Annotated in this window: 19 protein-coding genes and 1 tRNA gene; 12 read left to right on the top strand and 8 right to left on the bottom strand. The window is 64.8% G+C overall.

Translation table 11 applies throughout. The features are described from left to right. The first annotated feature begins 89 nt into the window (after positions 1-89). Complete coding sequence (locus IB259_RS15310) at positions 90-974, top strand: LysR family transcriptional regulator (protein WP_158598560.1); 885 nt, start codon at positions 90-92, stop codon at positions 972-974. Between the two features lie 26 nt (positions 975-1,000). Here IB259_RS15310 and IB259_RS15305 read toward each other — a convergent pair. Continuing rightward, a tRNA-Cys gene (locus IB259_RS15305) sits at positions 1,001-1,075 on the bottom strand. 82 nt (positions 1,076-1,157) lie between these two features. Between IB259_RS15305 and IB259_RS15300 the strand changes: the two genes are divergently transcribed. Both IB259_RS15300 and ptsJ read left to right on the top strand, forming a co-directional pair. Next, entirely contained in the window at positions 1,158-3,422 is a 2,265-nt protein-coding gene (locus IB259_RS15300) for an Orn/Lys/Arg decarboxylase N-terminal domain-containing protein (protein WP_192329460.1), read from the top strand. A gap of 95 nt (positions 3,423-3,517) precedes the next feature. After that, on the top strand, positions 3,518-4,813 hold the full coding sequence (gene ptsJ, locus IB259_RS15295; protein ID WP_175212674.1) for a transcriptional regulator PtsJ: 1,296 nt from the start codon (positions 3,518-3,520) through the stop codon (positions 4,811-4,813). Between the two features lie 12 nt (positions 4,814-4,825). On the opposite strand, the gene asd is transcribed toward ptsJ, so the two are convergent. Beyond that, positions 4,826-5,671, bottom strand: coding sequence for an archaetidylserine decarboxylase (asd, locus tag IB259_RS15290; RefSeq protein ID WP_175159853.1), 846 nt, complete (start codon positions 5,669-5,671; stop codon positions 4,826-4,828). A gap of 119 nt (positions 5,672-5,790) precedes the next feature. Between asd and hisC the strand changes: the two genes are divergently transcribed. Then, the gene (hisC, locus tag IB259_RS15285; RefSeq protein ID WP_192329458.1) at positions 5,791-6,873 is read left to right on the top strand and encodes a histidinol-phosphate transaminase; all 1,083 of its coding nucleotides are present in this window, start codon (positions 5,791-5,793) and stop codon (positions 6,871-6,873) included. 23 nt (positions 6,874-6,896) lie between these two features. Here hisC and IB259_RS15280 read toward each other — a convergent pair whose 3' ends face one another. Then, positions 6,897-7,469, bottom strand: coding sequence for a redoxin domain-containing protein (locus tag IB259_RS15280; protein WP_192329456.1), 573 nt, complete (start codon positions 7,467-7,469; stop codon positions 6,897-6,899). Positions 7,470-7,530: 61 nt separating this feature from the next. Next, positions 7,531-8,076, bottom strand: coding sequence for a carboxymuconolactone decarboxylase family protein (locus IB259_RS15275; protein ID WP_192329454.1), 546 nt, complete (start codon positions 8,074-8,076; stop codon positions 7,531-7,533). Between the two features lie 122 nt (positions 8,077-8,198). Between IB259_RS15275 and IB259_RS15270 the strand changes: the two genes are divergently transcribed. The 6 genes from IB259_RS15270 (at position 8,199) to IB259_RS15245 (ending at position 13,126) form a co-directional block, all read left to right on the top strand. Continuing rightward, the gene (locus IB259_RS15270; protein WP_054452123.1) at positions 8,199-9,065 is read left to right on the top strand and encodes an AraC family transcriptional regulator; all 867 of its coding nucleotides are present in this window, start codon (positions 8,199-8,201) and stop codon (positions 9,063-9,065) included. Between the two features lie 107 nt (positions 9,066-9,172). Next, positions 9,173-10,015, top strand: coding sequence for a YggS family pyridoxal phosphate-dependent enzyme (locus tag IB259_RS15265; RefSeq protein ID WP_119450405.1), 843 nt, complete (start codon positions 9,173-9,175; stop codon positions 10,013-10,015). A 5-nt stretch (positions 10,016-10,020) separates the two neighbouring features. Next, positions 10,021-10,293 (top strand): hypothetical protein, encoded by a 273-nt coding sequence (locus IB259_RS15260; protein ID WP_054452121.1) that lies wholly within the window; start codon positions 10,021-10,023, stop codon positions 10,291-10,293. 11 nt (positions 10,294-10,304) lie between these two features. Beyond that, on the top strand, positions 10,305-11,000 hold the full coding sequence (locus IB259_RS15255) for a glutamine amidotransferase (RefSeq protein WP_054452120.1): 696 nt from the start codon (positions 10,305-10,307) through the stop codon (positions 10,998-11,000). 261 nt (positions 11,001-11,261) lie between these two features. Next, positions 11,262-11,747, top strand: coding sequence for a cupin domain-containing protein (locus IB259_RS15250; protein WP_054452119.1), 486 nt, complete (start codon positions 11,262-11,264; stop codon positions 11,745-11,747). A 32-nt stretch (positions 11,748-11,779) separates the two neighbouring features. Further along, positions 11,780-13,126, top strand: a complete 1,347-nt coding sequence (locus IB259_RS15245; protein WP_119450403.1) for an MFS transporter — start codon at positions 11,780-11,782, stop codon at positions 13,124-13,126. Here the strand turns inward: IB259_RS15245 and IB259_RS15240 are convergent. The 4 genes from IB259_RS15240 to IB259_RS15225 all read right to left on the bottom strand — a co-directional run bounded on the left by IB259_RS15240 (position 13,098) and on the right by IB259_RS15225 (position 16,226). Beyond that, positions 13,098-13,775, bottom strand: a complete 678-nt coding sequence (locus IB259_RS15240) for a GntR family transcriptional regulator (RefSeq protein ID WP_119450402.1) — start codon at positions 13,773-13,775, stop codon at positions 13,098-13,100. The genes IB259_RS15245 and IB259_RS15240 overlap by 29 nt on opposite strands. 144 nt (positions 13,776-13,919) lie before the next feature. Further along, entirely contained in the window at positions 13,920-14,663 is a 744-nt protein-coding gene (locus tag IB259_RS15235) for a GntR family transcriptional regulator (protein ID WP_192329452.1), read from the bottom strand. Between the two features lie 46 nt (positions 14,664-14,709). Then, positions 14,710-15,675, bottom strand: a complete 966-nt coding sequence (locus tag IB259_RS15230; RefSeq protein WP_192329450.1) for a tripartite tricarboxylate transporter substrate binding protein — start codon at positions 15,673-15,675, stop codon at positions 14,710-14,712. Between the two features lie 104 nt (positions 15,676-15,779). Beyond that, positions 15,780-16,226, bottom strand: coding sequence for a cupin domain-containing protein (locus tag IB259_RS15225; RefSeq protein WP_192329448.1), 447 nt, complete (start codon positions 16,224-16,226; stop codon positions 15,780-15,782). 173 nt (positions 16,227-16,399) lie between these two features. Here IB259_RS15225 and IB259_RS15220 point away from each other — a divergent pair, with 173 nt between their 5' ends. Further along, positions 16,400-17,281: a dihydrodipicolinate synthase family protein gene (locus IB259_RS15220; protein ID WP_192329446.1), complete on the top strand. Its 882-nt coding sequence runs from the start codon at positions 16,400-16,402 to the stop codon at positions 17,279-17,281. Next, positions 17,278-18,243, top strand: coding sequence for a tripartite tricarboxylate transporter substrate binding protein (locus IB259_RS15215; RefSeq protein ID WP_192329444.1), 966 nt, complete (start codon positions 17,278-17,280; stop codon positions 18,241-18,243). The genes IB259_RS15220 and IB259_RS15215 overlap by 4 nt, the downstream gene beginning before the upstream one ends. The last annotated feature ends 5 nt before the right edge of the window (positions 18,244-18,248 follow it).

Raw genomic sequence — 18,248 nt, 5'->3', positions numbered from 1 at the left:
GAGCGTTCATCCTAGGAACAATCTGCATAACTGCCTAATACCAATAATTGCCATCCCTATAGCTAAATAGTTATAGTCGGCGCATGAACGTGAGAGAGATAGAAATCTTCAGGGCGGTGATGCGCGAAGGCTCGGTATCCCGGGCGGCGCAGGTGCTGCTGATTTCACAGCCTGCCGCCAGCAAGTACATCGCCCAGCTGGAGCGCCGCGTGGGCGTGGCGCTGTTCGTGCGCAAGGGAGGGCGTCTGCTGCCTACGCCCGAAGGCAGGGCGCTTTATGGCCAGGTCGACCGGCTGTTCTCCGGCCTTTCGCAACTGGATAGCTTCATCAAGGACCTGGGCAGCGAAAAGCAAGGTCACCTGACCGTCGCGTCCTTGCCCTTGCTGTCCTTGACCGTCATGCCGGACGTGCTGGCCAGTTTCATGGCGGACCGGCCCAACATCTCCGTGGCTTTGCAGACGCGCAGTTCGGCGCGCATCGTCGAATGGGTGGCGGCGCGCCAGGTGGATATGGGGGTGTGCTTCTACGGGGGGCAGCACCCGGGCGTGGTGGCCGAGCCACTGGTGAGCCTGCAGCTATATTGCGCCATTCCTCCCGGCGACCCGCTGGAAAAGTTCGACACCATCCGTGTGGAACAACTGGCCGGCCGCGACCTCATCATCTACGACAACCTGGACCACACCCGCTTCTGGCTGGAAGCGCTGCTGGAGCAGCAGAAGGTCTACGCGCGGCGTCGCGTGCAGGTGTTCTGGACCTCGGTGGCGATGGAACTGGTGATGCGCGGCGTGGGCATCGCGCTGGTAGACCGGCTGACCGCCGCGCGCATCCCGGGCGGGCTGGATCAGCTGCGGCCGCTGGAGCCGGGCGCCTCGTTTGATCTCAGTCTGGTATGGCCAGAGCATTGGCCGTCGTCGGTCATCGCGCTTTCATTCGCTGACGCGTTGCGCGAGCATCTGCGCGACCACGCAACCTAGCGCACCGCGCCCGCGGCCAGGAAAACTGGAGGCGCGGGCTGGAATCGAACCAACCTTCGCGGATTTGCAATCCTGCTGCATAGCCACTCTGCCACCGCGCCGTTTATTTTGTCCTAGGACAGATATAATTATGTTCGAGTACAAACTAAAACGCAAGCGGCAACCCATAGACAGAGGACAGCAATGCAGTTCCAGTTTCCCATCGTCATCATCGACGAGGACTTCCGCTCGGAAAACACGTCCGGCCTGAGCATCCGGGTATTGGCCGAGGCCATCAAGGCCGAAGGCTTCGATGTGCTGGGAACGACCAGCTACGGCGATCTCAGCCTGTTCGCGCAGCAGCAAAGCCGCGCCAGCGCCTTTATCCTGTCCATCGACGACGAGGAACTCGCGCACGGCGAGGGCGTCGCGCCCGCGCTGCTGGCATTGCGGGAATTCATCAGTGAAGTTCGGCGGCGCAATGCCGACGTGCCGATCTATGTGTACGGCGAAACCAAGACCGCGCGGCACATTCCGAACGACATCCTGCGCGAACTCCAGGGTGTTATCCATATGTACGAGGACACGCCCGAATTCGTGGCGCGACACTTGATCCGCGAGGCCCGGGCCTATCTGGAGGGCGTCAAGCCGCCGTTCCTGAAGGCGTTGCTGGACTACGCCGAGGACGGATCCTATTCCTGGCACTGCCCGGGCCATTCGGGCGGCGTGGCGTTCCTGAAGAGTCCCGTGGGTCAGATGTTCCATCAGTTCTTCGGCGAGAACATGTTGCGCGCGGACGTCTGCAACGCTGTGGAGGAACTGGGGCAGCTGCTGGATCACAACGGCGCCATCGGCGCGAGCGAGCGCAACGCCGCGCGCATTTTCAATGCGGACCACTGCTATTTCGTGACGAACGGGACCAGCACCAGCAACAAGATCGTGTGGCACCACATGGTGGCGCCGGGCGATGTGGTGCTGGTGGACCGCAACTGCCACAAGTCCATCCTGCACAGCATCGTCATGACGGGAGCGATACCCGTCTTTCTACGCCCCACACGCAACCATTTCGGCATCATCGGCCCGATTCCGCGCAGCGAGTTCGATATCCAGGCCATCCGGGAGAAGATCCGCGCCCATCCGCTGCTCAAGCACCTGGACGCCGACGCGGTCCGCCCGCGGGTGATGGCGCTGACGCAGTCGACCTACGACGGCATCATCTACCAGACCGAGGAGATCAAGGCAGCGCTGGATGGCTACGTGGACGCCTTGCACTTTGACGAGGCCTGGATGCCGCACGCGGTGTTCCACCCGTTCTATGGCGCCTACCACTGCATGGGCAAGCAGCGCGCGCGGCCCAGGGAATCGCTGGTTTTCTCCACGCAATCGACGCACAAGCTGCTGGCCGGAATCAGCCAGGCCAGCCACGTGCTGGCGCAAGACTCCATGACGCGGCGGCTGGATCGGCATCTCTTCAACGAAGCCTATCTGATGCACACCAGTACCAGTCCCCAGTACGCCATCATCGCCAGCTGCGACGTGGCCGCGGCCATGATGGAGCCGCCCGGCGGCACGGTGCTGGTGGAGGAGAGCATCGCCGAGGCCCTGGACTTCCGGCGCGCGATGAAGGAGGTCGGCACGCATTTCGCCGATGGCGACTGGTGGTTCAAGGTCTGGGGACCGGAGACGCTGGCGCAGGAGGGCATAGGCTCGCCCGAGGACTGGATCATCCGCGGCGGCGACGGCGAATCGTCCTGGCACGGATTCGGGGCGCTGGCGGACGGCTTCAACATGCTGGATCCGATCAAGTCCACCATCGTGACGCCAGGGCTGGATCTGGACGGCAATTTCGCGGACAGCGGCATTCCGGCCTCCATCGTCACCAAGTTCCTGGCGGAGCATGGCGTGATCGTGGAGAAGACCGGGCTGTACAGCTTCTTCATCATGTTCACGATAGGGATCACCAAGGGCCGCTGGAGTTCGCTCTTGACCGCGTTGCAGCAGTTCAAGGACGACTACGAACGCAACCAGCCCATGTGGCGGATCCTGCCGGAGTTCTGCCGCAAGCATCCTCGCTACGAGAACATGGGCTTGCGCGACCTGTGCCAGCATGTCCATGCGACCTATGCCAGGCATGACATCGCCCGGCTGACCACGGACATGTACCTGACTGACGTCACCCCCGCGATGAAGCCCTGCGATGCCTATGCCTGCATCGCCCAACGCCGCACCGAGAGGGTGGAGATCGACCATCTGGAAGGCCGCATCACCACCAGCCTGATCACGCCCTACCCCCCGGGCATACCGTTGCTGGTCCCGGGCGAGGCGTTCAACCGGACCATCGTCGATTACCTGAAGTTCTCGCGCGAGCTGAACCGCGAGTGTCCCGGGTTCGGCACGGACATCCATGGCTTCGTGGAGCTGCGCGACGCGGACGGAAACCTGCGCTACTACGTGGATTGCGTGCGGTAAGCCCGCTTTATGCGGACTGGAAATCCATGTCAAACTTACGCCGGGAGTCGGCGCGGCCGCTGCCCATGCCAGGAACGGAATTGTCTTAGGACGCTATGAAAATACAAGGAAAGACCGCCGCTGAGATCTTCGATTGCGTGCGCGGGCTGGCTCAGTCGGGCCAGTTGCCGCCGGGCCAGGCGTTGCCGCCGGTGCGCGATCTGGCGGTCGAACTGGATATCAACCGCAATACGGTCGCCGCCGCCTATAAGCGCTTGGTGACGGCCGGCATCGCGCTGACCCAGGGTCGCCTGGGCACCATCATCCGCGACCAGTCCGGACCGGGCGAACAGGAAGGCGCGCTATCGGACTCGCCATTGGCCGATCTGGCCAGCGGTAATCCCAATCCGGCCTGGCTGCCGGATCTGAGCGCGGCCCTCGCGATCCGGCCCTATCAGCCGCGGCTCTACGGCGAACCCACGGTCAACGCGGGGCTGGAAAGCTATGCCCGCGCCTGGTTCGCGCGGGACTGCCCGGCGCCTTTCGAGATCAACCTCACCCACGGGGCTGTGGACGCCATCGAACGGCTGCTCAGCTCGCACCTGGTGGCTGGGGATAAGGTGGCGGTCGAGAATCCCTGCTTCCTGAGCAGCATCAACATGCTGCGCATCGCCGGCCTGCAGGCGCTGGGCGTACCGGTCGACGCCGAAGGCATGCAGGCGGCGGCCCTGGAAGCGGCACTGGCCAAGGGCGCGCAGGCCGTGATCCTGACGCCGCGCGCCCACAACCCCACGGGCTGCAGCCTGAGCGAAAAGCGGGCGAAGGCGCTGGCGCGGGTGCTGGCCAAGTATCCCCATGCCATGGTCATCGTGGACGATCACTACGCCTTGCTGTCAGGAAAGGAATACCACTCGGTGCTGCCTTCGGGCATCCAGCGGTGGGCGCTGGTGCGCTCGTTCTCCAAGACGCTGGGCCCCGACGTGCGCCTGGCCATGGTGGCCAGCGATACCGCGACGTCGCGCCAGCTTCGTTTGCGGCTGGCTTCCGGCACCAGCTGGGTCAGCCATCTGTTGCAGGACATGGTCGAGGTCACGCTGGGCCGGCCCGAGGTGGCCAAGCAGATGGCCCAGGCCCGCAAGGACTACGCCCAGCGGCGCAAGGCCTTGGAAGGCGCCTTGTCCGAGCAAGGCGTGCCATACGCTGCGGACGGCGACGGCCTGAACCTGTGGGTACCGCTGGATACCGACGACCAGGCGGTCGCGCTGGCCCTGGCCCATCGCGGCTGGTTGGTGCGCCATGGAGATGCCTTCGGGGTCCAGGAGCCGGTCAGGGGCCTGCGCATCACCGTCTCTGCGATCGAACCCGGGCAGTGCCGCAAGCTGGCGCGGGATATCCGGGAAAGCATGGTCTAGCCACGGCCGGCGTCAACGCCGGTCGGCCATGGCTTGTCCCAATCTGACGGCGCGCCCTGTCTTCCAGCCGGGATGGAATCGCCAGGCGTTGCCCGGCATCAGCAATACCACGGTCGACCCCAACTGGAAATGTCCCATTTCGGCGCCTTGCGGCAAGCGCAAAGGGGCCTGGCCGCCGTAGTCCCATTGCTGGATACGCCGGCCCCGCGGCGCCACCTGGCCATGCCAGGCCGTGGCTATGCTGCCAACGATGGCGGCGCCTACCAGCACCATGGCGTAGACGCCATGGAGTGGATGCTCGAACCAGCAGACCAGCCGCTCATTGCGCGCCAGCAGGCCATCCATGTGCTGCACGATCTCCGGCCGGACGGAATACAGAGTCCCCGGCACATGGCGCATGCCCAGCAGGCGTCCCTCGCAGGGCATGTGCACCCGATGGTAATCGCGCGGACTGAGATAGATCGTGGTGAACCAGCCGCCTTCCAATGCGTGCGCCAGGTCTGCATCGGCCAGCAGCGCGGCCGCGCTGTATCGGCGCTGCTTGGCCTGGATCAATTGCCCCAGGCTGATGCGGCCGAACTGGCTGACGGTGCCGTCCGCGGGGCTGGTCCAGTCCGCATCGGCCAGCTTACGCGCGCCCGGGCGCAGGGCGCGCGTAAAGAAGGCATTGAAACTGTCATAGGCCCTGGGGTCGGCGTGCAGGGCTTCGGCGAGATCGATGCCGTACCACTTGGCATAGCCGCGTATCAGCGGCTGGGCCACCCATGGCTGGCGGCATGCGGCCAGCCAGCCGGCGCAACGTGTCAACCAGCGCCTGGGCGTAATGCGGTGGATAAACAGGGAAAGAGAGGTAGACATGACACTCGCGTTCGCGTGATGGCGGTTATTGTCCTGAATCATAGTGTAGTATGGCATAGGACAAAATTTACGATACACATACCGTAGATTGCTTACCGAGAGGCCGCAGCCGCAACAACATGGTTTCCCTACATAGCCCGCGCGTTGAAACCCTGTCGCCCTATGTGCCTGGAGAGCAGGCTCCCGGCAATGGATGGATCAAGCTCAACACCAACGAGAATCCCTATCCGCCGTCCCCCGCCGCGATAGCAGCCATCGCCGCTGCGGCTGCTGACGGTCTGGAGCGTTATCCGGACCCGCAGGCCGGGCATTTGCGCGAGGTCATCGCGCAGTATCACGGGGTGCCGGTAGCGCAGGTCTTTGCTGGCAACGGCTCCGACGAAGTGCTGGCGCTGGCGTTCTGCGCGTTCTTCCAGCACGGCGTCCAACCCTTGCTGATGGCGGATGTGACCTACGGCTTTTATGAGGTGTATTGCCGCCTGTTCGGCATACGCTGCGCGCAGATCTCCGTGGACGAGCGCTTGAGGCTGGACCTGGACGGATTCGCGGCGCTGGGCGCCGCGGATGCGGACATAGCCGGCATCGTGATTGCCAACCCGAACGCGCCCACGGGAGAGTGCCTGCCGCTGGACCGCGTGCAGCGGCTGCTGGAGATCCAGCCTCGCCGGCTGGTGCTGGTGGACGAGGCCTACGTGGACTTCGGCGGGCGCTCCGCCATTGCGTTGGTCGAGCAGTATCCGAACCTGCTGGTGGTCCAGACGCTATCGAAGTCCAGGTCGTTGGCCGGCCTGCGCGTGGGGTTTGCAATCGGGCAGACGTCGTTGATCGCCACGCTGGAGCGGGTGAAGAACAGCTTCAACTCCTATCCGCTCGGGCGACTGGCCCAGGCAGGCGCTGCAGCGGCCTTTCAGGACCGCGCCTATTTCGAGGAGACGCGGCAGGCCATCATCGGCACCCGTACCTTGCTCTGCGCGCATTTGCGCCTGATGGGCTTTGACGTCTTACCGTCACAGGCGAACTTCCTGTTTGTCCGTCATCCGCGCTTCGACGCGCGCTTGCTCGCCGCCGGCCTGCGAGACGCGAAAATACTGGTGCGCCATTTCGCGCGGCCACGCGTGGAGCAATACCTGCGCATTTCCGTGGGCACCGAGGAGCAGGCGGCCTGCCTGGTGCGCGCGCTGCGCGCCCTGGTTCAGCCATAGCGGCATCGGAGGACCCGCGGCGTCTAGTGCGGACGCGGCGCGGGGCAGCTTAGCGCGTCGCACTCGTCGCGGGCGGGATCATCGGATGCGGCCGCGTGTGCCGCAGGAACATCGTTCTCCGCCAGCAGCCTCCCTATGGCTGCGCCCAGGGCCAGGTCGTCGATGCTGCCAAAGTGCTGCAGGCGCACGCGTCCCTGGCGGTCCAACAAGACCAGGCTGGGCGTGCCGCGCAAACCGTAGGCTTGCATGGTCATCGGGATGGCGCCCGTCGCCGCTGGCCGGTCTATGCCGATGGGAAAACTCCACCGGTACTCGTGATTGAAGGCCCGCAGCGCGGCGGGCCCCATGACGTCGTGGTGTTCGAACACGGTGTGCAGGCCGATGACCGCGACCTCCTGGCCGCGGAACAGTCTGTGCACGCGTTCGGCCTGCGGCAGCCCATGCGACAGGCACCCGGGGCATAGCATCTGGAACGCATGCAGCAGCACGACCTTGCCGCGCAGGGCGGCGAGTTCGATGGGACCGTCCGCATTCAGCCATTCGTCCGCCAGCAAGGGCGGGGGCAGTGCGTCGGCCAGGGTGTCGGATCGGGACATCTGAATGCTCCTCTGATGCGGCAGGCGGGGCGATGACGCCCCGCCTGCCGCTGTGGTCGTGCTATGCGGCGCGGCGCAGCTTCACGGCCGGGAAATCCACCGGCACGGAAAACGCCACGTTGACGTAGTTGGTGAACAGGTTGAGCGCGACGTGCGCCAGGATCTCGACGATCTCCTGGTCGCTGTAGCCAGCCGCGCGTACGGCCTGCACGTCGGCTTCGCCCACTTGCCCGCGCGCTTCCACCAGCTTGAGCGCAAAGCGCAGCGCCGCAGCTGTCTTGGGATCGGCGGCGTCGCCGCCTTGCGCGGCCGCCATTTCTTCGGCGCTGGCGCCTGCCTTGCGGCCCAGGGCCGTGTGGGCTGCAAGGCAGTATTCGCAAGCGTTGCGGTCGGCCACCGCCACCGCGATCTGTTCGCCCAGCTTGGCGGGAATGACCCCGCCGCCCAGCGCGCCGAAGGCGCCCCACATGCTCTGCAGCGCAGCCGGCGAATTGGCCACGGCCTTGAACATGTTCGGCGTTGCGCCAAAGGCGCCGTGGATCTGCGTGAGCAGCGCCTTGCGGTCCGCGCTGGCGCTGCTGGCATCGATAAGAGGAACTCGGGACATGTCGGTAACTCCTGGAAATGAAAAAAAGGCCGCCGATATCGAACGGGCTGGAGGAATCGTACGTAGAATGTCTGGACGTAAGGTGTTGTTTAATCCATGAAAATTGTCATTTCGTCCAAGATATGAGCAATCCTCTTCCCATTCAGGTTGACCGGCTGTCGGCGCTGCTGGACCGTTTCCGGGTGCGCGCCACGCTGTTCCACACGGGGGCGCTATGCGGCACCCAGGCTTTCGAAGCCGTGCCTGGGCGCGGCTTCCTGCACGTGTTGCGCCGGGGCGAAATGGAAGTGCGGCATCGCCCGGGCGAGACCGCCACGCCGCGCCTGCGCCTGGCCGAGCCGACCCTGCTGTTCTACCCGCGCGCCGTGCATCACGAATTCGTGAACCCGCCGCGGGACGGCTCGGATTTCACCTGCGCGGCGTTGGATTTCGATGGCGGCGAACGCAATCCCATCGTCCAGTCGCTGCCGTCCGTGGTGCGGATCCCGCTGGACGCGGTCGAAGGCTTGCGGCCGGCGCTGGACCTGCTGTTCGCCGAGGCGGATCAGGTGCGCTGCGGTTCACGCCTGTTGGCCGACCGCCTGTTCGAGGTGGTCTTGATCCAGCTGCTCAGGTGGATACTCGACCATCCGGAGGAAGTGGGTGTGACCAGCGGTCTGGTGATGGGCCTGTCCGATCCGCGTCTGGCCAGGGCGTTGGTGGCGCTGCACCGTTCGCCCTATGAAGACTGGTCGCTTGCGCGGATGGCGGCGATGGCGGGCATGTCGCGCAGCGCCTTTGCAGCGGCCTTCAAGGATGCTACCGGCGCCACGCCCGCGGCCTACCTGACCGATTGGCGCTTGAGCCTGGCGGCGTCCATGATGCGGTCCGGCCGCGCGGTCAAGCTGGTGGCGGCGGAGCTGGGATTTGCCAGCGCCTCGTCCTTGTCCAAAGCGTTCCGGCAGCGGATGGGTGTTTCGCCGCGCGAGTGGCTGGCGGCCAACGCGTAGCATCGGCCGCCTGCGCGCCGGCGTGATAATATTGACCTATGACAAAACTTTAGACGGCATAAGCGTAATGGAAAGCGCCCGCCGTTGTTCCTCCGCGAGGTTCAGGCATGAGCGAGCAAGACCCAGGGCAAGACAAGGGCACCCAGACACAGCATGACCAGCATGGCCGCTGGCCGCAGGCGCAGTCGGTCGAAGACTTCCGCCACAACCTGGCCACGGTCAACGGACGCATCGCCGATGCCGCGCGCCGCGCCGGGCGCGATCCGGCCACGGTGCGCCTGCTGCCCGTGAGCAAGACGGTGGAGGAAGCGCGCATCCGGCTGGCCTACGAGGCTGGCTGCCGCTACCTGGGCGAGAACAAGCTGCAGGAAGTTTCGAGGAAATGGGAAGCCATGGCCGACCTGACCGATCTGCGATGGTCGGTCATCGGCCACCTGCAGACCAACAAGGCCAAGCTCGTGGCCCGCTATGCGGCCGAGTTCCAGGCGCTCGACAGCCTGCGGGTCGCTGAGGCGCTGGACCGCCGGCTGCAAGCGGAAGGGCGCCAGCTGGACGTTTTCGTGCAGGTCAACACCTCGGGCGAAGCCAGCAAGTATGGGCTGCAGCCGGACGAGACGGCGGCCTTTCTGCGCGAATTGCCCGCGTTTTCGGGACTGCGGGTGCGCGGTCTGATGACCCTGGCGCTGTTTTCGGCCGAAGCCGCGCGCGTGCGCGAGTGCTTCGTGCTGTTGCGCACGCTGCGCGACCAATTGCGCCAGGACGCGCCCGCGGGCATCGGCCTGGAAGATTTGTCCATGGGCATGTCGGGCGACTACGAGATCGCCATCGAGGAAGGGGCCACCGTGGTCCGCGTCGGTCAAGCCATCTTCGGCGCGCGCAACACGCCGGATTCCTACTACTGGCCGACCGACAACGGCGCGGAATCGCGCGCGTCCGGCTCTCAGGAGTAGCGCGCATGCCGGTGTACCGACTCATCATCAAGCGCGACGGCCGCCTGATCGGTCATTTCGAATCCACTGCGGCGTCCGCGCTGGACGACAGCCGCGACATCGCGGCGCGCCTGCCGGCCAAGGACGGCTATCAGCTCAGCCTGCAGGTCGCCGAGGGCGAACGGCGCCTGCTGGAAAGCACGCCGCAAGGCATACGGTTGCTGGCATCGGAAAACCTGTTCGTCTCAACCCCCGAAGGCTTGCTGGGCGGGCTGGACCGCCATCCGAGCCCGCAATAGGAGTTCCTGGAATGAGCCTCAGCGCTTTGGCGATCCGCCACGTTCCCTTTGAAGACCTGGGCATATTGGCGCCGGTCTTGGCCGATCGCGGCTACAGCGTGCGATACCTGGAGGCCGGCGTCGACGCCATCGACTCCGCCACCGTGGCTAACGCCGACCTCGTCGTGATCCTGGGCGGCCCCATCGGCGTCTATGAAACCGGCCGCTATCCCTTCCTGGAGCCGGAGCTGCGCGCCATCGCGCAACGCCTGCGCCAGGACAAACCGACCCTGGGCATATGTCTGGGCGCGCAACTCATGGCGGCAGCGTTGGGCGCGGACGTGGTGTCCACCGGCCGCGCCGAGATCGGCTATGCGCCGTTGACCCTTACGCAACAAGGGCAGGATTCCGTGCTGAGCGCGGTCGGGTCGGTGCCGGTGCTGCATTGGCATGGGGACCAGTTCGCCATCCCCGAAGGCGCGGCGCGCCTGGCCGAAACGCCGGGCTTCCCGAACCAGGCGTTTGCGCTGGGACCCAGGATACTGGGCCTGCAGTTCCATCTGGAGGCGGATTCCGCACAGATCGAACGTTGGCTCATCGGCCATGCCTGCGAACTGAGCCTGCGCCAGATTGATCCCGCAGTGATCCGCGAGGACGCGCGGCGTTATGGTCCCCAGCTTGAACACGTCGCGCGCCAGGCGATCGAGCAATGGCTGGACCAGATCTGAGTCTGTCCTATGCCCTGGCGCGTCCTGGCGACGAGGACGCTGCGCAACCATAGCCTTGCATAGGCGCAAGGGGCGCGCTGCGCCCCGTTCCAATTCGCCGCGGCCTGCGGCTCTCGGCGCTTCTTCCGCTCGCCATCTCTACCGCTGAATCTAAGGGTTAAACCCAGTAGCCGCTTCGATGTCCGATGAATAGGATCCCGTTTTATACAAATGGGATCCCATTTGTGTTTATCACTTTTCTTTCTTCAGGACGGACAGCACATGACCAGCATCGACACCATCACAGGCAAGAAGATCATCAACGAGGGCGGCCGCGGCGGTCCGCTGACCGAGGACCACCAGGGCATGCGCGCCCGCCACGAGGACGACCTCGAGTGGACCAACCTGCGCTACGAAGGCCAGTTCGCAAAGATGATGTTCCATCCGACGGCGGAGGATCCGACCATTCCGAACGCCGGCATCGTGCGCTACGAAAAGGGTTCGGGACACCCGCTGCACAACCATTACTTCGCGCAGATCTGGTACATCCTGGACGGCAAGTTCCTCATCGAAGGCAAGCTCCACGGCAAGGGTTCGATGATCTTCCATCCGGATCCCCATTTCGAAAGCAAGCTGGAAACCATCGAGGCCGGCACGATTCTGTATGTGCAGTACGTCGGCCCGCACACCCGCCAGGGCGCGATCTACGAAGGCCGCTTCAACGTCAGCGAGCGCAAGAGCCTGGCGGAAGAGACCACCGCCGTGTAGTCGGGCAAAAAAAAGAAACAAGGGAGACCGGGATGAACGCCATCTCACAACAGCCGTCCTCGCGCTCGAAGAAGCATTACGTGACCGCGGGACTGTCCAGCATGATCGGGACCACCATCGAGTGGTATGACTTCTTTCTATACGGCATTGCGGCAGCGCTGATTTTCAACAAGATCTACTTTCCCGCGATCGATCCCATCAGCGGGACGCTGGCGGCCTTCGGCACCTATGCGGTCGGTTTCATTGCGCGGCCGCTGGGCGGCATCGTGTTCGGCCATTTCGGCGACCGCGTCGGCCGCAAGTCGATGCTGATGATCAGCCTGATGCTGATGGGCGTGCCCACCATCCTGATCGGACTGACGCCCAGCTACGAGACGATCGGCTACTGGGGCGCAGTGGCCCTGGTCTTCTTCCGTTTCCTGCAAGGCCTGGCGGTGGGCGGCGAGTGGGGCGGAGCCGTGTTGATGGCGGTAGAGCATGCCCCCGAAGGCAAGAAGGGCCTGTTCGGCAGCCTGCCGCAAGTCGGGGTCGCGCCCGGCCTGATCCTGTCGTCGCTGGCGATGGGCGCGGTCTCCAGGCTACCGGAGGCGGATATGCTGAGCTGGGGCTGGCGGCTGCCATTCCTTGCAAGCGTGTTCCTGCTGCTGGTCGGTTGGTACATCCGGGCCAAGGTCAGCGAATCGCCGGAATTCAAGCAGGCGCAGGCCCAGCCGAAACCGGACGCGCTGCCCTTGAAGACGGTGCTCCGAGAGCACAAGGTTCCCGTGTTGACCGCACTGGTGGCCTGCATCTCCGAAAAGACCTGGTTCTATACGCTGGCGACGTTTTCATTGACCTATGCCGTGGGTACGCTGGGGCTGCCGCGTGAAACCATATTGACGGGTGTCATTTGGGGAGCGGTCGGTGCATTGTTCACCATCCCGCTGTTCGGGTTGCTGGGCGACATGATCAGCAAGCGGGCGATATTCATCGCCGGCGCGCTGGGGATCTCGCTGTTCAGCGCGACATTCTTCTCGCTGCTGGATGAGAAGACGGCTTATCACACGAACATCGCGATGCTGGTGGCGTTCGGCTTGGTATACGCCGCGATGTATGCGCAGGAATCCAGCCTCTTTTCCAGCATGTTCCCGCCGGACGTCCGCTATACCGGCATCTCGCTGGCCGTGCAGATAGGCGGGGCGATAGGCGGCGGCACCGCGCCGCTGGTGGCGACGTACCTGCTGTCCCTGGGCGGAGGGTCGCCGCGGTTCATCGTGCTGTATCTGGCGGGGCTGGGATTGATCGCGGCAGCCTGCGGCGTGTTGATGCGTCCCTATGGGAAGCCGCAAGGCGCGAGCGGCGCAAAGCTGGCTAGCGCCGCGACTCCATCCATTCGATGACGAGTTCAGTCGTCCGGGATATGTGCGTGGCCATCGCTTCGCGAGCGGCGGGGCCATTGCGCAAGGTCAGCGCCGTGATGATGTCCTCGTGCTGTTTGATGTTCTCTTCCATCAGGCGGGGTGGCATCTTGGAGGCGAACCCCAGCACGTTGGAAACGATGCTGCCCTGCAACTCGGCGACCAGCTCGTGCAGACGTTCGTTGTGGCTGGCCTGGGTGATCAGGCTGTGGAATTTGGCGTTGAACTTCAGCCAGTCGGAACCGCTTTCGCTGCGCACGCGCGAGCGCAGGGCGTCGGCGTAGTGCTTCTGGTGCTGCGCCAGCAGTTCCAGGTCATGGTCGTCGATCCAGTCCACCGCCAGTTGCGCGGCCAGCCCTTCGAGTTCGGCGCGGATCTGGAAGGCTTCGCGGATGGCGCGGATGGATGGCACGGTGACCACGGCGCGGCCGGTACTGGTCAGCGTAATGGCGCGCCGCGCTTCGAGAAACCGCAAGGCCTCGCGGATGGGCGTGCGGCTGGTTTCGAACTCGGTCGCCAGCTCGTACTGGCTCAAGGCATCGCCGGGCAGGTATTGCCCGTTCCTGATCCGTCGCAGGATTTCTTCCGAAATCTCGATCGAGGATCTAGACGTGTTCCTGGTCTCGCTCATGCTCGAATCCGTGTCGCTTCCTGTGCGGGTCGGCAGGCGCTCCACGGCTTGCGAGTGGCCAGGCTGATCCATGTCCCTGGCGTCTGCGTTGCGCCCTTCCGCCGGCATGGTAGCACGTGGCTTTCGGCCGAATCGGGGCCGCGGCTACCGTGGCGGCTTGCGGCCTTCAGGACGCTTTTGCAGCCAGTCCACCACGAACTCCCCGGACTCATGGATATGCGCGCGCATGGCGGCGCGCGACGCCGCGGTGTCGCGCGCCGTCAGCGCTTCGACGACGGCCGCATGATGTTCGATGTTCTTCTTCATGCGGGCCTCGTACATGCCCAGCACGGTCATGTTGAGAATGTTCTTGGTGTAGTCCGTGTGCAGGTCCTTGATGATGCGCTCCAGCGACGGATTGCCCGCAGCGCGGAAGATCAGGGCATGAAACTCCTGGTTCTTGACGACCCAATGCCGCATGGGCGCGGCGGCCTGGCGCGGCGCGGCCGAGCCGCCCGCGTTGACCTCGGCGTAGAGCGCGGCGACCGCCTCGGCGCATTCGGCGTGCGCGGCCTGCAGTCTTTGCAGGTCGGCGTCGGAGATCCAGCGTGCCGCCAGTTCCGCCGCCATGCCTTCCAGCTCGCCGCGCAGCCAGTAGTTCGCGCCTATGTCCTTGAGGGTCGGCGCCACCACCGTGGCGCCGTAGCGCGGCTGCTGCACGATCAGGCCCTTGGTCTCCAGCTGCCGGAACGCTTCGCGCACCGGCGTGCGGCTGACGTCGTATTCTTCGGCCAGGGTCTCCTGCCGCAGCTTCTGTCCGGGCGCATATGCGCCATTGAAGATCTTCGCGGAGATCGACTCCACCAGATGCTGCACCAGCTCTTCCGCGGCGGGATATGCGCGATCCATGGCTTGACTCCCAGTCCTTGACGATTGTGCGGCGGTGCGCCGGCGGCTATTTTCCGGGTTCCGCGGAGAATACCAGCCGCCATTTCCGTTGTTCCTGGCGCATGCGCTCCAGAAAGACCTGCGATCCCGCGGGCATGGGCTGGCTGCCTTGCGCATGGAGCTGCGCCATGCCCTCGCTCTGCGCCACCGCCCGCATCGCATGTTCCAGCTTGTCGAGGATGCTCTGGGGCGTGGCGGCAGGCGCTACGAGTCCGGATATCGAGCCCACATCGAAATCGCCGCCCAGGGCTTCGCGGGCGGCGGGAACGTCAGCCAAATTTGACACCCGCTGTGCCGAGGTTACGCCCAGCGCCCGCATCCGTCCGGACTGTATGAATGGTCCGACCACCACGGTCTCTACCGCCGTCACGTCCACCACGCCCGAAAGCAGGGCGGTGGCGGCTTCCGCGCCGCTCTTGTAGGGCACATGCATGAGCGTGGCGCCGGTCTGTCGCTGCATCAGGGCGAATACCTGGTGTATCGAGGTGCCTTGTCCGGAGCTGGCGAAGGAGACGGCATCCGGCTTGCTGCGGGCCCGCGTCACCAGCGCCGGCAGGTCCTGGATCGGGGAGTCTTGTGGCACGACCAGGGCCAGCGGCGTGTTGGCGATCATGGAGACGTAGGCGAAATCCTTGAGCGCGTCGTAGTTCAGCTGCTTGTGGATGAGCGGATTGACCGCGACCATGCCGTTGGTGATCACCATCAACGTGTAGCCGTCGGGCTTGGCACGGGCCACGATGTCGGCGGCGATATTGCCGCCGGCGCCCGGCTTGTTCTCTACGACCACCGGCTTGCCGAGCTCGGCTTGAAGCTGTTTGGCCACGGTGCGGGCGGTGAGGTCGGTGATGCCGCCGGCGCCGAACGGCACGACCAGCGTGATGGGGCGTTCGGGCCAGTCGGTGGCGGCTTGGGCCAGGCCGCCAAGCGCCAGCGTCAAGCACACGAGGCAGGCGCGCAGAAGAGGGGCGTGCATGAGGGTTGTCTCCTTGGAATTTTCTATTTCTTGGTATGCCGGCCGGTCCATGCCGGCCATGGACGGCCGCCGATCATGGTTGCCGCCCGGGGAACCGCGGGGAATCAGTGTTCGAGGTCCTGCTCGGTGATCGCGGGCGGCTCGCCCTTGATGTTCATGCGGCCTTCGTACACCGGCCGGCCGCCGGTCGTTGGGCCTTGGTACTGGACGAAGAACAAGGTGCCGCCCGTTTCGGTGCTGAGCGCTTCCTCGATGTGCGGGTCCGGATGGAACACCACGGTGCCGGGGCCGTACATCTTTCCGCCCATGTTGAATTCCCCTTCGATCACGTACCAGACCTGGGCGAAGTCGTGCTTGTGCAGGCGGAAGCCCGCGCCGGGTTCATAGCGGAGAAATCCTGCGTTGGGTTCGGTGAGGCGTTCCGCCCGCGTATGGAAAAGGAACTTCGTCTTGTTCTTGAACCGGCCCATTTCCCATTCCATGTCCTCCGGCCTGCGGTACTCGGGCATGTGATGGGTCTGCGCCTGGTCGAGATCGTCATTGCTGCTCATGGCTTGCTCCTTGGTGATAGACCGGGAAAGTCTATCGGCCTTGTGCGGGAATTACTGGATACAAGATTTGCCTGTACTGCAGTGTGGGCGGGAGGTATCAGGCGCCCTGGAAATAGGTATTGGACCGGCCTGGGCGGCGTCCCTAGACTGCAAGCCAACATGGAGAACGAGCGATGCACTTGAAGGGAATCATCGGCTATCTGCTGACGCCTTGCGATGAACGCGGGCGGGTGGACCATGCGCTCTTGGAAGCGCACGTCGAGCGGCTGATCGGCGAGGGCGTGCATGCGCTGGCGCCGCTGGGCAGCGTCGGCTGCCTGCCTTACCTGGACGACGGCGAGCGCGAGGCCGTCATCGACACCGTCATCCGCGCGGCAAGCGGGCGGCTGCCCGTGCTCGCGGGCGTGTCCAGCCTGAGTACCGCCAGAACGGTGCGTCACGCGCGCTACGCCGAACGCGCGGGCGCCGCAGCCTTGCAGCTATTGCCTAGCACCTACTGGAAGTTGACCCAGGACGAAATCCACGCCTACTACCGCGAGGTCTGCCAGTCGGTCTCCACACCGGTGATGGTCTACAACAACCCGTTCACGACGGGCATGGATCTGCCCGTCGAGTTCCTGGCCCGGCTGGCCGAGCTGCCCAACGTCACCATGATCAAGGAAAGCAGTCCGGACCCGACGAAGATCGCGCGGCTGCGCGCGGCCTGCCCGGACCGGACCGCGGTGTACATCGGCCTGAATTGCATGGCGCGGACCGGGTTTGCGGAAGGGGCGGCGGGTTGGTGCACGGCGTCGGCCAACGTCAGCGCGTCGTTTGCCCTGAACCTGTATCGCTGCGCCATGGCCGGCGACGCGCGCGGCGCGGACGAATGGTTCGGCCGCCAGATCGATCTCTTGAACTTTCTCATGGACCATGGCTTGCCGCGGACCGTCGCCGCGAGCTTGCGCTTGCGCGGCCTGGACAGCGGCCATCTGCGCGCGCCTCTCGCGCCGTTGGCCCCGGACCTGGAACAACGGCTTCTTGAAATCCTCAAAAAAATGGAGATCGCGCGATGAACAAGGGATTGCGCCGCTGCATGGCGGCTTTGTTGGGTGTAGTGCTTCCCGCTGCGGCGGCATGGGCGGGGTCGTATCCCGAGCAGCCCATACGCCTGATCGTGCCGTTCGGCGCCGGCGGCGTGACCGACACCACGGCGCGGGTGTTCGCCGAGGGCCTCACGCGCGAGCTGGGCCAGCCGGTGGTGGTGGAGAACCGCGGCGGCGCGGGCGGCTCGATCGCCGCGGGCGCGGTGGCGAAGTCGCCGGCCGACGGCTATACGCTGCTGGTGATCACCAACGGCATGGTCGCGGTCAATCCGCTGATCTACAAGAAGCTGCCCTATGATCCGAACCAGGACTTCACCTACGTCGCGATGCTGGCCAATACGCCGACGGTGCTGGCGGTGGGTGCGGACAGTCCATATGCATCGTTGCCGGAAATCATCAAGGCCGCCTCGGCCAAGGCTGACAATATCGCGTTCTCCACGGCCGGCGAGGGCTCCGACAACTATCAAGTTCTGGAGCTGCTGCAACAGGCGACCGGCGTGAAGATGCTGCACGTGCCTTACAAGAGCGGATCGGAGTCCATGACGGCCGTGATGAGCCGCAACACGGATCTGACGGCCGTTTCCGCCGTCACCGCGGTGGGTTTCGTCGAGGCCAAGCAGATTCGTCCTTACGCGGTGACGTCGTCGCGACGCCTGGCCAATCTGCCTGACATTCCCACGGTCAAGGAAGTGCTGGGCAAGGACGTGGAAGGCGGGTCGCTGTCGGGTATTGCCGTTCCCAAAGGCACGCCGGCCGATGTGGTTGAGCGCCTGAACATGGCCATTGCCGCGGTGGCAAAAAGCCCATCGGTGCAGGACAAGATCTACGCGCGTGGCAGCGAACCCGTGGATGGATCGCAAGCGGCGTTCGAGCAGCGGGTCGTGGCCGAACAGAAAAAATGGGCGGGCATTCTTTCGCGTCCGGCGCCGTAAGCCCC

This window comes from Achromobacter sp. ACM04 (assembly GCF_014851465.1).
In the GTDB taxonomy this organism is placed as follows: domain Bacteria; phylum Pseudomonadota; class Gammaproteobacteria; order Burkholderiales; family Burkholderiaceae_B; genus Achromobacter; species Achromobacter aegrifaciens.
This window is presented reverse-complemented; position numbering and strand designations above follow the sequence as displayed.

Coding starts and splice junctions, on each gene's coding strand:
- IB259_RS15215 (WP_192329444.1), top strand. CDS start 17,278: ATGAACAAGGGATTGCGCCGCTGCATGGCGGCTTTGTTGGGTGTAGTG.
- IB259_RS15235 (WP_192329452.1), bottom strand. CDS start 14,663: ATGGATCGCGCATATCCCGCCGCGGAAGAGCTGGTGCAGCATCTGGTG.
- IB259_RS15275 (WP_192329454.1), bottom strand. CDS start 8,076: ATGTCCCGAGTTCCTCTTATCGATGCCAGCAGCGCCAGCGCGGACCGC.
- IB259_RS15260 (WP_054452121.1), top strand. CDS start 10,021: ATGCCGGTGTACCGACTCATCATCAAGCGCGACGGCCGCCTGATCGGT.
- IB259_RS15255 (WP_054452120.1), top strand. CDS start 10,305: ATGAGCCTCAGCGCTTTGGCGATCCGCCACGTTCCCTTTGAAGACCTG.
- IB259_RS15245 (WP_119450403.1), top strand. CDS start 11,780: ATGAACGCCATCTCACAACAGCCGTCCTCGCGCTCGAAGAAGCATTAC.
- asd (WP_175159853.1), bottom strand. CDS start 5,671: ATGTCTACCTCTCTTTCCCTGTTTATCCACCGCATTACGCCCAGGCGC.
- IB259_RS15270 (WP_054452123.1), top strand. CDS start 8,199: ATGAGCAATCCTCTTCCCATTCAGGTTGACCGGCTGTCGGCGCTGCTG.
- IB259_RS15250 (WP_054452119.1), top strand. CDS start 11,262: ATGACCAGCATCGACACCATCACAGGCAAGAAGATCATCAACGAGGGC.
- IB259_RS15225 (WP_192329448.1), bottom strand. CDS start 16,226: ATGAGCAGCAATGACGATCTCGACCAGGCGCAGACCCATCACATGCCC.
- IB259_RS15220 (WP_192329446.1), top strand. CDS start 16,400: ATGCACTTGAAGGGAATCATCGGCTATCTGCTGACGCCTTGCGATGAA.
- IB259_RS15300 (WP_192329460.1), top strand. CDS start 1,158: ATGCAGTTCCAGTTTCCCATCGTCATCATCGACGAGGACTTCCGCTCG.
- IB259_RS15280 (WP_192329456.1), bottom strand. CDS start 7,469: ATGTCCCGATCCGACACCCTGGCCGACGCACTGCCCCCGCCCTTGCTG.
- IB259_RS15265 (WP_119450405.1), top strand. CDS start 9,173: ATGAGCGAGCAAGACCCAGGGCAAGACAAGGGCACCCAGACACAGCAT.
- IB259_RS15230 (WP_192329450.1), bottom strand. CDS start 15,675: ATGCACGCCCCTCTTCTGCGCGCCTGCCTCGTGTGCTTGACGCTGGCG.
- ptsJ (WP_175212674.1), top strand. CDS start 3,518: ATGAAAATACAAGGAAAGACCGCCGCTGAGATCTTCGATTGCGTGCGC.
- IB259_RS15240 (WP_119450402.1), bottom strand. CDS start 13,775: ATGAGCGAGACCAGGAACACGTCTAGATCCTCGATCGAGATTTCGGAA.
- hisC (WP_192329458.1), top strand. CDS start 5,791: ATGGTTTCCCTACATAGCCCGCGCGTTGAAACCCTGTCGCCCTATGTG.